The organism is Psychrobacillus mangrovi (genome assembly GCF_037104765.1).
GTDB classification, from domain to species: domain Bacteria; phylum Bacillota; class Bacilli; order Bacillales_A; family Planococcaceae; genus Psychrobacillus; species Psychrobacillus mangrovi.
The window spans coordinates 20649-37429 of sequence record NZ_JBAWSY010000014.1 but is presented as its reverse complement, the minus strand read 5'-3'; the positions used below and the strand labels follow the sequence as shown (position 1 = coordinate 37429).

15 protein-coding genes are annotated in these 16781 nt (G+C 36.7%); 13 read left to right on the top strand and 2 right to left on the bottom strand.

Annotation, left to right across the window (positions count from 1 at the left end; all coding sequences use genetic code 11):
* The first annotated feature begins 30 nt into the window (after window positions 1-30).
* Window positions 31-510, top strand: coding sequence for a 23S rRNA (pseudouridine(1915)-N(3))-methyltransferase RlmH (gene rlmH, locus WAX74_RS15470; protein WP_336498571.1), 480 nt, complete (start codon window positions 31-33; stop codon window positions 508-510).
* On the opposite strand, the gene WAX74_RS15465 is transcribed toward rlmH, so the two are convergent.
* Complete coding sequence (locus WAX74_RS15465) at window positions 485-2041, bottom strand: recombinase family protein (protein ID WP_336498570.1); 1557 nt, start codon at window positions 2039-2041, stop codon at window positions 485-487. The two genes, rlmH and WAX74_RS15465, sit on opposite strands and share 26 nt — an antisense overlap.
* A gap of 8 nt (window positions 2042-2049) precedes the next feature.
* Window positions 2050-2664 carry a helix-turn-helix domain-containing protein gene (locus WAX74_RS15460; protein WP_336498569.1) on the bottom strand — a complete coding sequence of 205 codons (615 nt, stop codon included), beginning with the start codon at window positions 2662-2664 and terminating at the stop codon, window positions 2050-2052.
* 167 nt (window positions 2665-2831) lie between these two features.
* Between WAX74_RS15460 and WAX74_RS15455 the strand changes: the two genes are divergently transcribed.
* From WAX74_RS15455 to WAX74_RS15400, 12 genes are all read left to right on the top strand, one after another.
* Window positions 2832-3008, top strand: coding sequence for a hypothetical protein (locus tag WAX74_RS15455; protein ID WP_336498568.1), 177 nt, complete (start codon window positions 2832-2834; stop codon window positions 3006-3008).
* Window positions 2999-3691, top strand: coding sequence for an NUMOD1 domain-containing DNA-binding protein (locus WAX74_RS15450; protein WP_336498567.1), 693 nt, complete (start codon window positions 2999-3001; stop codon window positions 3689-3691). The genes WAX74_RS15455 and WAX74_RS15450 overlap by 10 nt, the downstream gene beginning before the upstream one ends.
* 77 nt (window positions 3692-3768) lie before the next feature.
* Entirely contained in the window at window positions 3769-4623 is an 855-nt protein-coding gene (locus WAX74_RS15445) for a hypothetical protein (protein WP_336498566.1), read from the top strand.
* A 344-nt stretch (window positions 4624-4967) separates the two neighbouring features.
* Window positions 4968-5516: a hypothetical protein gene (locus WAX74_RS15440; RefSeq protein WP_336498565.1), complete on the top strand. Its 549-nt coding sequence runs from the start codon at window positions 4968-4970 to the stop codon at window positions 5514-5516.
* 375 nt (window positions 5517-5891) lie between these two features.
* Complete coding sequence (locus WAX74_RS15435; RefSeq protein WP_336498564.1) at window positions 5892-6458, top strand: recombinase family protein; 567 nt, start codon at window positions 5892-5894, stop codon at window positions 6456-6458.
* A 428-nt stretch (window positions 6459-6886) separates the two neighbouring features.
* Window positions 6887-7486 carry a hypothetical protein gene (locus tag WAX74_RS15430; protein WP_336498563.1) on the top strand — a complete coding sequence of 200 codons (600 nt, stop codon included), beginning with the start codon at window positions 6887-6889 and terminating at the stop codon, window positions 7484-7486.
* A complete protein-coding gene (locus WAX74_RS15425; protein ID WP_336498562.1) occupies window positions 7483-7950 on the top strand; it encodes a hypothetical protein in 468 nt (155 codons plus the stop codon). The genes WAX74_RS15430 and WAX74_RS15425 overlap by 4 nt, the downstream gene beginning before the upstream one ends.
* A gap of 408 nt (window positions 7951-8358) precedes the next feature.
* Window positions 8359-10737: a purple acid phosphatase family protein gene (locus WAX74_RS15420; protein ID WP_336498561.1), complete on the top strand. Its 2379-nt coding sequence runs from the start codon at window positions 8359-8361 to the stop codon at window positions 10735-10737.
* 718 nt (window positions 10738-11455) lie between these two features.
* Window positions 11456-13879, top strand: coding sequence for a beta-glucosidase family protein (locus WAX74_RS15415; protein WP_336498560.1), 2424 nt, complete (start codon window positions 11456-11458; stop codon window positions 13877-13879).
* A gap of 226 nt (window positions 13880-14105) precedes the next feature.
* Window positions 14106-15596 carry a right-handed parallel beta-helix repeat-containing protein gene (locus WAX74_RS15410; protein ID WP_336498613.1) on the top strand — a complete coding sequence of 497 codons (1491 nt, stop codon included), beginning with the start codon at window positions 14106-14108 and terminating at the stop codon, window positions 15594-15596.
* 378 nt (window positions 15597-15974) lie between these two features.
* On the top strand, window positions 15975-16346 hold the full coding sequence (locus WAX74_RS15405) for a hypothetical protein (RefSeq protein ID WP_336498559.1): 372 nt from the start codon (window positions 15975-15977) through the stop codon (window positions 16344-16346).
* Window positions 16347-16358: 12 nt separating this feature from the next.
* The gene (locus tag WAX74_RS15400; RefSeq protein WP_336498558.1) at window positions 16359-16748 is read left to right on the top strand and encodes a helix-turn-helix domain-containing protein; all 390 of its coding nucleotides are present in this window, start codon (window positions 16359-16361) and stop codon (window positions 16746-16748) included.
* The last annotated feature ends 33 nt before the right edge of the window (window positions 16749-16781 follow it).

Genomic DNA, 16781 nt, shown 5'->3' with positions numbered 1-16781 from the left:
TTGTAAATGAAATGTAAAGGTGGATAACCTGTGAATATACAAATTATCTCGGTAGGAAAATTAAAAGAAAAATATCTGAAATTAGGAATAGAAGAATACACAAAAAGACTAGGCAGTTACGCAAGAATAGAATTAATCGAAGTTGCCGATGAAAAAGCCCCCGAAAACCTAAGCGATGCCGACATGGAAATCGTGAAGAAAAAAGAAGGAGAACGTATTTTAGCAAAAATCGGAGCAGATACATACGTCATTGCGTTAGCTATCGACGGCAAAATGAAATCCTCCGAGCAGCTTGCAAGTGATCTGGAATCATTAATGACCTATGGAAAAAGTAAAATTGCCTTTGTCATTGGAGGTTCTCTCGGTCTACATGAGGAAGTATTGAAAAGAGCAGATGAAAAACTTTCGTTTGGTAAGATGACGTTACCGCACCAATTAATGAAGCTCGTGCTCGTGGAGCAGATTTATAGAGCTTTTAGGATAATTAAGGGAGAACCGTACCATAAGTAATCACATGGTTTGGGTTTTTTATAGAAGTATCAAAGAACAGAACAATGTCTTTGATACTTCTTTCTTTAGGGCAAGAGCCTTTATTAACAGTGATTTCTTTAATGACGTTATGCAAGAAATGTTTAAGTTTTTCTGGCTCTACGGTTGTTAAGACTTTTGAAAAGCTAATTAAAGCATGATATATCCTATCAAACGATATTTCTTTTACTATTGGTTGTTGAAGCTGATAACTTATTTCAAATTTCTTAGATTCTAATTCAGATAATTCTTCTTCATAAGTTGCAATTTTATTTTTAAGGATAGAGCTATCTATTTTGTCTCCTTCAAAAAGGTTTAGATATTTATCAATGTTTGTTTGAACATTTTTTATTTTACGTTCTATATACTGTAATTGCTCTTTTAAAGGCATTTTTAAATTGACTACTTTGTTATTTATCTTATTGGTGATATCTAATAAATATGATTTATCAGAAGTTATCATTTCAATTTGTTTGAATACATACTGTTCAGCATAGTCCGCTGGTATTAGGTTTGATTTGCAAACAGCAGAGCCTTTATAGTGGAAGTTTCCACATTGATAGTAACGTAGGTATTCATCACTTTTTTTAGATTTCTTTGAATGGTGTCCAATCATGCCTTGACCACATGAAGGGCATCTAAGTAAAGTGGTTAGTGGAAAATGACCAGTAAAAGTTTTAGCTGGTTTATGAGATTTCTTTTCAATTAGTGATTGTGTAGCTTGCCAAGTTTCTAATGAAATTATTGGCTCATGCTCCCCCATAACAATAATAGGTTTTTGGTTTGTAGCACTCCTACGTTTACTAGACCAATCATTAACTTGACCAAAGCGTATAAATCCTGCGTAAGTTGGATTCAAAAGTATAGTTCGTACTGATGTAATAGAAAACTCTTTTTTTCTTTTAGTTTTATAGTTTTCTCGATTAAGTTGATGCGCAATAGCTTTGTAACCTTTACCAGATGTATATAAGTTAAAAATACGTCTAACAATGATAGCTTCATTTTCATCTACTATTAACTTCTTATCTTTGGATTTATAGCCTAACAAAGCCCCACCATTCCATTTACCTTCTCTAGCACGTTGATTCATTCCCATTTTTACATTTTCAACAATTTGATTTCGTTCTAGTTCCGCAAATGTTCCCATCATTTGAAGCATAGCTGTTCCAGTAGGGGTCGAATCATCTATAGCTTCACTAAGACTAAAAAAGTTAATATTATTTTGTTTGAAAGTCTCGATAATACTTAAAAAGTCCAATTGTTTACGTGCAATTCGTGAGATTTTCCAAACCAGTACTTTTTGAAAACTACCATTAGTACAATCGGATAATAAAGATTGTAATCCTAATCTGTTAGTAGATTTTCCACTTATTCCTTCATCTTTATAGATTTCTACAATTTCATAGTCGTTCTTATCACAATGGTCAGTGAGATTCTTAATTTGACCATCTATTGAGAAACCTTCCTCTGCCTGTTCTTCTGTGGATACACGTACATATAGAACTACTTTCATCTATATTTTCACTCTCCTTCATAATCAAAAATACTGTTTTTGTCTAGATTTACTGATTTGATAATTTTTATTAACTCTTTTCTTTGTTCGGGAGTGATAGAGAAAAAATTATATTGAAATAAAGAACAGAAAAAATCAAATGATGTTTTACTTTTTGTTAAATCAGTAATGTTAGTTAGTACAGTTTCTGCTCGAGAGAAATCATTTTCTACCATAGAATTGAAAATAGTTTCTAGATACTCGATTTTCTTTTGCATACTATTAATGGCATTTTCATCATTAAAAAGCCAAGGATAATTATATCTAATAAAGTCTTCATTACCTTCTTCTTTAACTCTTTCATTAAGCTCAAAGTTAATAATATTTTGTTGTATCTCTTGTTCTTTACGTTGTTCTGAAATAATTCCAAAAGAATATAAAAAATCCTCAATCTTATTTATAGGAAATGAAAGTTCCTTTAATAATTTTACGCAAGCATCGAAATCTGGGTTCTTAATTAGTCCTCTTTCTAATTGTGATACATAGGTTATAGCCTTACCTATTTTTTTTGATAGGGGTTTAGAAGGGTAGCCTACTTGTCCTCTTATTTTCTTTAGTTCCTTGCCGAATTCAATGCCGTTCATAAAGTTCCTCCTATTAGTTGATAGAATTATAGTAGCACAGGTGGTAGCATTAAATCAAGTTTTATAGTTGACAACGCTATTTATTTGTTTTAATATACTACCTAACGAGTTATTTATGCTACTAATTTAATTTGTATACTACCCGAGTGGAGTTAGGAGGTTTAAAAATGAACGAAATTGTTGAAGAAAGAAGATTAGCTTTGGTGGAAAGCATGGCTGATATATTACTTGAATTGTTATCTAGACGAGATATTGACACAGATACACTGACAAATTATTGGGGTGGAGAAACTCCAATCGAATTTATACTAGAGAGAGAAGAGGATGAGGAAGTATGGAACTAAAAGCATTAGCAAGACTAGAAGAAGTAACAAATGAAGGTAGTAAATTATTGATTATAAGTGGGTACAAGGCAAAATCAAGAACAGAGAAACGAGTAGATTATATAAAGAAAGGGATAAAATATGAACTTCCTTTAGGGAAAGAATTAGTTAGTTACACTAAAAAGGAAAAACCAGAGCATTGGAGAAAATGGTTAGAGCAAACAGAAAAATACTTACAATCAGATAAAGATAAAATGCTAAGACCGACAATTGATAGAATAGACTCAAACGGCAATTACTGCATAGATAACATTGATTTTTTACCTTTCTACGAACATATTCAGAAAGATAATGCTATTGGAGTAACTGTATATGACTTTGAAAAGAGAAGCTTTAGAGAGTATCCTTCAATGGCAAGTGTAGGAGAGGCGCTAGGATGTAGTAGAGAAACAATAAGTAGATACTGTAACAGTGGAGTAAAATATCTTAATCGTTATGTTATACAGTCAGAAGGAGACAAGAAAAGCAAACGAAGTAAAAGAATAGAAAGGGTTCAAACCTATGATGTGGTTTCTGATGTTGTATTAAATGAATATGATGAGGCAGGAACGATAATAAGAGAATTACCTGCCCAGATTCATACCAAAGTAGAATTTCCTATAATTGAACTACAGCGTAATTCTAGTTTGATACCTATATATTAATACTAAGAGAGTTTACAAAAAGTGGTGGTTGAAGGTTAATAAAATATTTAAATTAAGCTAGATAAGATTTGTAGAGGGTGGTAAGTATTGAGAGAGTATACGATATTGAAGTAAATGTAGATACACTAATTTTAGTTGCAATATTATCTATTGAAGATAAGCAATACCTTAAGCATTATTTTGCATTTAATAGAGGGAATGATTACTTTTATAGTTCCGTAACAAGTAAAAAACCATTTTTCGTATTAAATCTAAATCCGAGAAATATGTATTCGCACAAGTATTATAAAGTGATGTTGATTCTTCAAAATGAAACATTAATCAATATGCCAGAGAGCATTAGAGAGACACTATTTGCATTTGATTGGAAAGTAAAACGGATGGATATAGCTTTTGACTCTAAATTAGATTACAGTAGTCATGTTTTTTTGAAACCACATGGAAATACCAAGGTTTATAGTAGGAATGAATGGAGTGGCTATTATATTGGTTCTAATTACAGTAAGTCCAAGTTAGCTGTCTATGATAGAAACAAAAAAGAACAAGCAAGAAAAAAAGATATTGAACATTTATATCAAACGAGATTTGAATTCCGTTTTAGACCTAAAATTTCATGTGCTCCTTCGATTCATAACATAGATGACGAGTTCATTATGAATGAGTTGTCAAAGTACCAAGTAATAGAAGATGTTTGGAATATCGAAACAACTCAATGGAATGTTAATCGTTTAATTAATTTAAAAAAAGGTCTTCATTTGAAAAGAGATTATAAAGATAGATGGAGCAGATATGGTAGGAAGATTCAGAGTGAATTGAAACAAATAGTAAAAGAAGAGCGAATTCCTTTTGAATTGCTCTATCAAGCTAATAAGGAAAGTATATTTAGTTGGTTGACTCATAGAGCAGAGAGCAAATTAGTTGTTACAGTGTAAGTACGATGTATTCGAATAAATTAATTGGTTAAAGAATTTTACGATACGAATGGAGCAGAACATGAAAAACATCTGTTTGTTTTTAACAATCATTCGTATCTTCTTTAGCCTGTGTTAATGATTGTTGTTGATTTTCTTATTAAACTAACGGTGCAGGTTAGTTTAAAAGGACTACTAATAACCGTTACATTAAAAAGGGGTAATACTAGGACATATATAATTGTTTGTAAATAATAATCTGAATCTTGAAACTTTTTTTACATTTTAACTGTATATAAGAGACTGGAATAAAATCACTAAACAGAAATGTATAAGTTAATACTTAATATGGAAGGAGAAATCGTGTGTTAAATCAAAAATCACCTAGAGCTATATTATTTATTATCTTAATACTAATCATAATTATAGCACCTCTCTTTGTTCTCATTTTCCCTTTATTTAGTGTTGAAACCTTTCATTTTGAAAGGGGAGAAATTGTACTTATTTCTTCAGGAAAGAATTTTTATATAGTAGCTATTGCCTTTATAACATTGATAATCGGTGTGCTAACGCTTATTATCAAAAGGAATATGATTACTTATATTCTTTCTGGGTTATTTTGTCTGACGTTTTTAGTTCTTATGTATGCATCCACTATAAGCTACACGCTTATTCATAAGGAGTATATTGTAATTCAAGACATTACTGTTTCCTCTAAATATTATTGGGAGGAAATTTCTGATGTTGTATATGAATATGAGGTAGGTTCTTTTGGTACGTATTATTTCCGCACAAAAGAGGGAGATGAGTTTTCTATAAAGGAGAATGGTCAATTTGGAAGAGATGAAACTAGAGAAATCGCACATATTATCAATATCAAACATATTAACTATGAAAAAAAGCAACTTAAATAATGAGGAATTCAATATTAATAAATTCTGGAATTCAAATGAGCTTGTGAAATATTGTACTTAAACTAACGGGTGCTTTAGTTTAATAAGCAAAAAAACAGGACTGTAATGAGTCCTTTTTTTGTTTGCCAAAATATCAACAGAATCATTTAGTAGAGCTTTTATTAACTGGTTACTAATAATGTAGAATTTTTACATCGTGCTGAAAAAATGTATCAAAAACGAATGTTTATGATACATATCTTTTGTGGAAATAATATTGAATAAAAACTTATAAAAATAGTATCAAAAACCGTTTCAAAAACAATGCATCTTTATTTACTCGAAACTACCTTTTTGATACAATTAAAGAAAAGGAATATGGGGGATAAAGTATATATGAAAATTGGATATGCTAGGGTAAGCACTCTTGACCAATCTTTAGATTTACAAGTAGATGCATTAGAGAAATTAGGATGTGAAAAGCTATATAAAGAGAAAATAAGTGGTATGAGAGACGATAGACCGCAGTTACAGGAGTTACTTAAATATGCTAGAGAAGGTGATGTCTTGTGTGTTTACAAGCTAGACCGTCTAGGTCGTTCCACAAAAAAACTAATTGAATGGTCAGAAGAACTGCAAGAGAGAGGAATTGAATTAGTTAGTATTAGAGACAACATAGACACTACTACAGCAGTCGGTAAGGCTATGTTTAAAATGTTGGCTGTTCTTGCTGAGATGGAGCGGGATTTAATCTCAGAACGAACCAGAGCAGGTTTAGAGAGTGCAAGAGCAAGAGGTCGAATAGGTGGTAGACCGAAAAAAGATAATAAACTCGTAGAAAAGGCAATGAAATTATATGATACTGAACAGTACACTGTAAAAGAAATTGAAGAAATGACAGGTGTTTCTAAAGCAACTTTGTATCGTTCGATTAAAAGAAAAAATGAAATAGAGATATCATGACACTCACAATTGGCGGTGGGTGTTTTTTTTATGGGGGGAGCTTTACAGGTAAGTGTATACATTCAATACTTTTAATGGTGGTAACACATCTATAGCTAAACCCTTAGTATGAATTTGAACGATAAGAAAAGAGTGCAACACAAACTCTGTAATGGTACAATATATATAAATATTGATTTATTTGGTAACTAGAGGAGCGTTTGTCTTATTTAATCAAGTGATATAAATAGGAAATATTAGATATTTTTTACCTAATAATTTGGTAGATGTTTAATAGAAGAATTTGTTTTAAAGACACTTCTCTTAGAATCGATTGAATAAAAATAAAAATTATTCAATATTGAAAAAATAAAATTGTTACTATAAAATGAATTTTATTTTTTGGTAGTGAATAATTATATGTTCATAGAATAAGGAAGTGGATACTTATGATAAGCGTAGATAAAGTATTAGATAATCACTCTAAACGACAAAAATATCTTGGTTTAAGAGTAATTTTAATCATGTTACTTGTTATTTTTGGACTTGATACATTGTATGAGACTGAAAGTATTAATAATGAATTATTCTTCAATACACTATTATTATTATTTGCACCAATATTTTTGGAATATTTGTTTGGAATGGACACATATAGTGGTTATACAAATACGTTCAGATGGGTAGGACTAGGTATAAGTAGTACATTTGTGGCTGTTTCATTTTTGGGGTTTATGGGTAAAGTTGAATTACAACTAAGTGAATCCTTATATATAAGTGAACTACTTTTGTTTAATGCAATTCCGATATTAGCAATTCTGAAGACCTTATCATACACTATAATAGCCATTACATTTTTCGATTACATCTTTACGTTTAATAAACGGGAGAAGTACTATTATAAAATGATAAAAAGTCTTGAAGATTTTTTAGAAGAGAACTATAAGGAGTTAAAAGCAAAAGGTTCTCTTGAGAGTAGGAAAAATCAATTTAAAGAGGAATTGCTTTCTAATCTCAATAATAAAGTCGAAGTGGAGGGAAGTAAATGAGTTTCTTAATATTTTTGATAATATTTATAGTGCTTGTTATTCCAATTGGTATTTTTCTTCGGATGCTAGACTTAGGATTGAAAGTTAGAAAAGCAATTATTTTAACAATAATTTTTCCTTTTGATATTACTCGTTTACATGTTCACTTATTCAATAGTATGAAAAATGAAGATAAGAAAAGAGCAATAAAAGTATTGATAGCACCAATCACTGACCTACCAGAGGTTATAATAAGTTATACCGAAATGCATATCAGTATGGAAGCTAAACTTCTTGCAATAAAAGAGTTACTTAATGAACTAGAAGAAAAAGATATTAGAAAATTGGCTAAGCAATTAAAAAAACAAGGATTTATTATTAAAAGAAAAAAAATAAAGCAAGTTGATGAATTTACAGACAATCAAGACTCATTAAATAAATACTTGGATAATCTTGGTTTTCCAAAGATAGCTGACGTTTACTGAGGATTTTTTTAAAAAAGACCACTTTTCCAGTGGTCTTTTTATATGCACAAATAAACTACATGTTGTGCTTTGTTATTAGTAACGTTTCGGTGAACCTTATCATAAATGAGGATTTAAAGTTCTTTACAATGATCTTCCCAAAAAGGTTAGACATATGCTAATTATCTAATTAGGATTGAACTCTGTCTTGTACAAAGTTCAATCCTTTTTGTTCTGGGCTTTATTAGTTTTAAATAGTAAATTTAGTACTTAATGTGTATAACGCTAGAAAATGCTATCAATTTTTTACAAACTTTTAATAATCATTTACAAATTTTTGATACGTAATTAAAACAATATTAATAAACTAATATAGTAACATCTAAGACCCTACATAAGATTTTAAAAAAAGAATGGAGTGTTGTTAACGTGAGTTCAGTATTGGAAAGAAACAAATCATTACAACGGCTGCTTTCGTTATTCCTAGTATTAGCATTGGTTTTAACTAGTTTTAGTACCTATGTAAGTGCTTTAGAGGCCGGAGAGTCTTCACCAGAAGAAAGCGTTATATTGCCATACGACGCAAAATGGAGCTATTTAGATCAAGGAACAGACCTTGGTAAAGAATGGCTTAATAATGATTATGATTTTTCAAGCTGGAAAACAGGTGAAGCACCATTAGGTTATGGTGATGCTGTTTCGGAAACCAACCCTAATATTCCGTTAGGTACAGAAGTAGATTTCGGTGATGATGAAAATAACAAACATATGACTACTTACTTTAAAACAGAAGTAGATGCTTCATCGCTAGAAGGATACGAAGGACTGGAAGTTTACATTCATGTTGATGATGCAGCAGTAGTTTACATTAATGGAGAAGAAGCATTTAGAAAAGGAATCGAAGAAAACGTAGAAGTTAATTATCAGACACCAGGGAAATATAAAGCTAAAGAAGAAACATTCTATCTCCCGACAGATGCGCTGAAAGAAGGAACAAATATTATCTCAGCGGAAGCTCACCAGGATGGGGGAGACAGTTCAGATCTTTGGTTTGAAATGTCAATCAAAGCAGTAACAGAAGTACCGGAAATTATCGATTGGACAACTACGCCAATACCAAACTCAAATGTTCCAGTTGGTGAAGTTTCTAGAGTAGTAGCTTCGTTCTATGGAGATACGCAGACTTCAAAAGGATTTACTTGGTATACATCTCAAGCCTCAGCCGGTAGTGACTTGCAAGTAATTGAGAAAGCTTCTGAAGAGCCAAACTTTGAAAATGCAATGATGTTTACTGGAGATTATCAAAGATCGACCAATGCTCCTGAATTTGTGATTCATAAGGCAGAAGCTACAGATTTAAAACCAGGTACAGAATATAAGTACAGAGTCGGTGATGCTTCTTTAAATCTTTGGAGTGATGTAGGTTCGTTTGTAACTGCAGAGGGTGATGATGAATTTACATTTATTAACCTTACTGATACACAAGCTAAGACAGAAGAAGAAGCAATTCTCTCTTCAGAAACATTTGCAAAAGCAAGTGAAACCGTAGAGGATTCAGAATTTATTCTTGGAAATGGTGATATAGTAGACACAGGTTCAAAAGAAGAGCAATGGGGATGGGTACTTGACCATTCAAAAGAAACATTGATGAATACAACATTTGCTTCCTCAGCAGGTAATCATGATGAAGATGAGAACTCCTTCATTGAACATTTTAATGTGAAGACTCCAGAAGGTTCTTCAACAGAAACTGGTGCATATTATTCATATGACTATGAAAATACTCATTTTATTATCTTAAATACAAATGAAGATTCAGAGGAATTCCAAAACTTTTCACCAGAACAAATTGAATGGTTACAAGCAGATGTAAAAGCTGCACAGGAAAATGAAAACATTGACTGGATCATTGCAAATATTCATAAAGGTCCATATACAACGTCAAACCATGCAACAGACGATGATATTGTGGAGGAAAATGGTGTTCGAGAAAAAATTCCACCAATGTTATATGAGCTGGGTGTGGATTTAGTATTACAAGGACATGATCATATCTATGCCCGTACGAAGCCGATTCAAAATGGTAATGCTGTAGAAGCAGATAAAGTAACAGAAAATTTTAATGGAATTGATGTGGAGTATTCAGTCAACCCGGATGGAACAATTTACGTAATTCCATCGACTGCTGGTCCAAAAGTGTACTACAAAAACAAAGAAATTGATCCATCATACTATGATTTATTTGAAATCGCGGATGAGCATAGTGCTGCTAAATACGGAGCAGATCCGAATGATGATTCTCGTCCTGTTAGAAGTCAAGTGCAAAACTTTGTTGAATTTAACGTAGACGGAAACAAGTTGACAGGTATAACATATGAAATCGATCAAAACATTAATAATGGTGAGCCATTTGTGATTGATACATTTGGGATTATAAAATATGAAGACAATAAAACTTATAATCTAAAGAACTCTAAGTCGAAAAAAGTAATAATTGACAAACCGTATTCATTCGTAAATGTTGATGAAACGACAGTCGATATTGAAGAAATTTTTGTAAAAACATCCTTTACATTAAAAGGAACAGGATTAAAAGATAAAACTGTTACTTTCAGTCCAGCTGAACATAATGCTGTAATTGACTTCAGTGGAGAAGAGGTTCAAGAAGTCCGCCTTCAAACGAACAAAATTAAAGAAATTAGAGGCGCTGAAGGTGTGAAAACATGGACGATTCCGAATGGTGTTGATCTCTCTAAAATAAAGTTTTACCATTCTAATGGAGAAGAGATTAAGATTGAAGTAGAGTAGAATTTTATAAGAAATGGTGAATAATATTTGAGTCTCCTTTTTCGAAAGCTCTGTAGAAAAATCTACAGAGTTTTTTTATTCATCATTGCGAACGGTAAATATGGGAACAAAAAGTATTTGCCCTATATGTAATACGTAATTTAGGCACATTACGGTGAACTTTACCACAAATAGTTAGCGGTTTTCTTTAAAATATAATCCTCAAAGTATAATTGGGGAGTTGTTAGTAACCATATTATTAGCTCTTTATTTTGACTTTGATACCCCAGTACTCGATCACCATTAAATTTTCCTTCTATAGCCCTCTGAGTCATTCCCATTATTTTTACGTTTCAGTAAGTTCTTCTCTTTGATATTGAGCAACAGCCTTTTACCTTACGTACATGAAATAAGGATCAAACAGATTTCCTTCATTATATGTCACCTTTAATTCCTAAATATTATTATAATAATAACTTTATTAATATATGGAAGTTCTGCCATCTTATTTTAATTTATTTGGAATAAATTTGATTTTGCATTTGGTGAAAACGCTGATTTATAAGTGTTTGAAAACATAGGAGACTTTAGGAGCATTACTTTTTTAATGCTTTTTGTTACTGTTTTGTAATTTTTTATTCATACGGGCGTAATAATTTTTCTCTATACTAAGACACTTAGAGATAGCAATTCGCTATACTAATATAATTTTAAGAATACATAAGGGAGAGAGATTCAGTTGAAAAAACGCATTAATTTAATTTTAATGACAGCAATAATGTTTCTGTCTACATTAGTAATTCCTGCTAATACGATGGCTGTTGGAACGGAAGGGGCAAAACCCTGGATGAACACTAAGCTGTCTGCAGAAGAACGCACCGAGTTGCTTCTCGATGAGATGACGCTGGAACAGAAGATCCAGCAAATTGCTATCTCGCGCTTCAATGAGAATGACAAAGGTGAGCCGGTTGTCATCAAAAGAGGCGGAACTAGTAAGTATATGAACGGCGAATTCGCGCCACAAGGTACCCTTCCTGGGTGTGAGTTTCAAGACACAGGTCGGCAAATCAAAGGGATTGAGGAACTAGGTATCCCAACAGTACGTATGACCAACGGTGGAACGGGTGTTAAGGGTGGATCGTGTCACAATGACCCACAAGCGACTGGTCTTCCGTCTACCCCAGGTTTGGCTGCGACATTCGACCGCGAGCTAAACTATGAGGCAGGCCGAATCCTTGGTGAGGAGACACGAGCTTTCGCGCATCACGTGTTCCTCGGACCTGGTATGAACCTCATTCGTCACCCTTACGGTGGCCGGAACTATGAGTACTTCAGTGAGGACCCTTATTTGACAGGTATCCTTGCAATCGAGCAAACAAAGGGTATCCAGGATCAAGGAGTCCAGGTACAACTTAAACATATGGCTGGAAACGAACAGGAAACTGAGCGTTGGACGATGGGTGTCCAAGTTCCTTCACAAGCTATGAACGAATTGTACATGTTGCCATTCGAGATGAACGTCAGAGATGCTGACCCAGCTTCTGTGATGTGTTCATTCCCGGATGTTAACGGTACTTATGCATGTGACAGTTCTGAACTTCTACAAGATGCTCTTCGGAAAAACTGGGGCTTTGACGGTTATGTTATGAGTGACCGTCGTGCGATCCACGACACGGTTAAAGCTATCAAGGCGGGCTTGAATGTCGAGCTTGACTGGACACCACAGTATTACACACAAGAGAAGATCCAAGAAGCTCTTGACTCAGGAGCAGTAACTGAGGACGACATCGATAATCTACTTCGTCCACGTTACATCAAGATGATCGAGTTCGGCCACATGGACGAGCCTTACGACAAATTTATGCCGGAAATCGTCGATCCGATGGCTAACGGCGCTAGCGCACGTAAGATGGCAGAGGAAGGCTCCGTGCTATTGAAGAACGACAACGGCTTCTTGCCACTGGACGGCGAGCCAAAGTCAATCGCGTTGATCGGCATTGAAACGTTCGCTGGAGCGGCAAAGATGTCCCCACGTTCTGTTCGTGACGATAATGATTATGTAGTGACTCCATATACGGTCACACCACAAGAAGGCTTAGAGAATGTTATTAAGGAATTGGGCTACGACACGAAAGTGACGTACAACAATGGCAGTGACCCGAAAGCTGCTGCCAAGTTAGCGGCAGAGTCTGATGTCGTGCTTCTCATGGTCGGCGACAACCCGCATGAGACAGTGGACCGTGAAACCCTCGGATTCCCAGCCTTGAACCTCAAATCGGGCTTGGCTGAACAGGAGCCAGTGATTGACGCAGTTATGGAAGCTAATCCAGAGAATACTGTTATGGTACTGAAAACTTCTGGTACGTCAATTATGCCATGGTTGGATAAGGTACCTGCAGTTCTTCAAGCGTGGTACCCTGGTATGGAGGATGGCAATGCCGTCGCTAACCTACTCTACGGTAAGGTTAATCCATCCGGTAAGCTGCCAATGACGTTTGGCGCTACTGAGCGTGAAGCAGCATTCGCGACTGAAGAACAGTACCCTGGAACTCGACAAGATACAGGTAAAGTAGGTGGCCCAGGCCCTTACGGTGATGGTAAGTCCGATCAGCTAATCGCTCAATACACTGAAGGTCTTGAGATGGGTTACCGCTGGTACGAAGCAAACAACGTGAAGCCAGTCTTCCCATTCGGATACGGCCTATCGTACACGACTTTCGAATATGACAAACTTAAAGTGAAGAAGGTCCAAGATAAAGGCTCGGTGAAAGGTATTGACGTATCCTTCACAATCACGAACACTGGTGACGTTGCCGGTAAAGAAGCGGCACAGGTCTACCTAACACTTCCGGATGAGGCAGGACAACCTACAAAACGTCTTGTCAACTTCGAGAAGGTTGACCTTGAGCCTGGTGAGAGCGAGCGTGTGACTGTACGTATTAACCATGCAGACTCTAACCACCCGTTCTCTTATTTCGTTCCGGAAGAACCGGATAATCTTGCAAACTGGGCTGACGGGGAGTGGGCAACTGCAGATGGAAAATACCGCGTACATGTCGGTGGTTCTTCTGCAGATACTCCGTTAGAAAAAGATGTTCCAATGAACTTCAAACAAAGCAAGGACGATAACAAAGGCAAGGGCAAAGGGAACTCACGTAAGTAAGTCCCTGCGCGCATGGGATGACCTCGGCGACTCGGTAGGGGAGTCAGGCATCCGAATATAGTGAGCCCGCGGGCTCGGCTAATCAAGCCGAGGCCAGCGGGCTCATTGCTTTTTTCAACGCCTCCATGGGCGACGAAAGGGACGAAAAGAGACAAGGAAGGATGTGAGAAGTCTGATGAAGGAATTTGTTCGGAACAGCCGGCAAGGTTCGTCGCATTTGTGGTGGATGGCCCTAAGCCTTGTGCTTCTCTTGACCGCATGCATCGTCGATAAATCCGAGGAGTCTGTCGAGAGCGAGGATGCTGTAGAGGAATCCGAAGGTCCGGTTAAGAAAGAGGGCGCCGTGGAACCAGTACCGCTCGAGCATGGCGACTGGGGGTTCCCCGGCTTGGTAGACCGGTCCGGCGAACCGATCGAGGTGCCAACTCCGGGTCCAGCCACCGGCAAGACCCTTGACATCACTGACTTCGGGGCAGATCCGGTTCCGGACTCATACGACGATGCAGCAGCCATCCGGGAGGCCCTGGAAGCGGCCGAGCCAGGTGACGAGATCTTGATGCCGGCAGGCACGTATGACTTGCGCTCCACTGATCCGGCTGACAAGTCAGCCAACATCGTGTTGCGCAGCGGCGTGGACCTGCGAGGCGAGGGCCAGGAGAGCACCGTGCTGCTAACCTCCCTCGACGGCGAGGATGACAGCCGGGTGATCCGCGGCTCAGGTGTCCACGACGTCATCGTCGCTGATTTCACTATCACCTCCCATCATGAGGGTTCACTCGGCGACGACCCCGACAATGGCGATGCGAGTGGCGGCCCGATGTACGGGATCTACCTTGGAGCCCACGAAGGGCAGGCAAGCTCCCAGGTCCTGGTGGAGAACCTAGGTATCCGCAGGTTCGAGCGCCACGCCATCTCCGTCAAGGCCAGCCGTGAAGTTACTCTCTCTGGAAACTACATCAGTGAGGCAACTGCTGTCGGTCCCGGCGGACAGGGCTACGGCATCGCTATTGAGGGCTCAGCGGACCAACGCGACCCGGATGCCGCCAACGATTCCCGGCACAACGTCGTCATTGGCAATACCTTCGATGGTAGGCATCTGCGGCACGCCATTCTGCTGCAGTTCCCCACGCACAACAATCTCGTGGCGGACAACATCATCGTCGGAAGCCACCTCGACGCAATTGACCTGCACGGCGAGGGTGAATACCTGAACGAGGTTAGGGAGAACACAGTCATCGGCGGACAGCGGGCGGGCATCGCGCTGGGCAATTCCGGCGGGTCCAAGAACAAGCACGACGCATCAGGACATGGAAACTGGGTGCACTCCAACGACCTGATTGGAAACCGTCAGGGAGTCCTCGTCATCCTGGGAACTCCTGACACCCTCATCGAGGACAACAGGATCACTGCCGCGGAGGATTCGAAGGTCGGTATCGAGGTCCGCAATGCGCCGGGCACAGAGTTGCGCGGTAACCATATCACTGGAGGGACTGACGGGTTCTGGGCAATCCGGCTCAGTAAGGACCGGGGTGCTGACGGACGGGGCATAGGAATCCCCTCAGGTATCAAGATAGAGTCCAACGTTATTCGACAGGCCGCCAACGGCATCAGGATTGATGCAGGGGAGGACCTCAGCTTGGTGGAAAATGTCGTCGACGACATCGACGGAGCCAAGCAGAGGGTGGCCGACGGAATCAACGGTGTGAAAGTTGAGTAACTAGTAATTCTTATTTTAGCTTCTATAATTAACCCAGCCTTCATCAAAAAGAGGGCTGGGTTTCGCTTAAAGCTATTTATTGTTTATATACTGATTACTATTAGTACAAAACTTAATTATTTTAGATTGTTGAAGAGCGGTCAATCACCCTATTGCTGTCATAGCATAGGGTGATTTTTTTTGCCATTTAATGATAAGATTGTTTTTACTTATTGAATTAGCTATATAGATGTACATAAAGATTGTAATAATTATGCTACTAAAATTTATTTGCTAACCTTAAATCGTTACGGTGAGCCTTTTCATAAGTAAGTGCCGTTTTTATGTCCAATTTGAAACAGTCTATGAATTAAAGTAGGCTGTTTTTTATTTGTTGACATGGAGTTAGCTCCATCTTTTAAAGTGAATGTAATAAAAGAATGGAGTGATGTAATGGTTATTATTATATATATATTGATCGGGTTATATGCGGTATTAACAGGAATGGCAGGCATGAAGCAATGGAAAGAAGTTGGGTTTCGAGTACAAACATTTTTATTTATCATCGTATCAATCAGCATTCTCGTAATATTATTTATACCAAACAAAGACTGGATGTTTATATTGCTAATAATTGCATTTGTCCTGTTTCATATATTAGCAGTTGCAGAAGGGATGCTAACAAATAGACGCCTTACTTATAGCCATCATATCATCCGTTTCACTTTCCATTGTATAATTGTCTTATTGGTTTATAAATTTATAAAATAGTAGGAGATAAACATGAAAATCGGCGAATTTGCAGTATGCACAGGTCTTAGTAAAGATACTATCCGTTATTATGAAAAAATGGATTTATTGCATCCAGAAATTAAAAACAAGCACCGTGAGTATAAGAAGCAAGACATCGATATAATTGAAACAATACTTAAACTAAAACAAACTGGATTTTCACTTCAAGAAATCAAAATGCTTTTTGAGTGGTCGCAAAATACCGATCAAAATAAAAAACTAACAAAAGAAGAAGTCCAAAATCTTCTTCGAATAAAAGTAATATTCCAAAATAAATATGAGCAGATGGTACAAAAAGAAAATCAGATTAAACAAATAAAACAAGTATTGCTACAAGCTGATTATAAAATGGAGAAGCTATTAGAAAAAAATAAAGGCTAAAGGTTCTACTTAAATGAGGCAAACCTCGGAGGA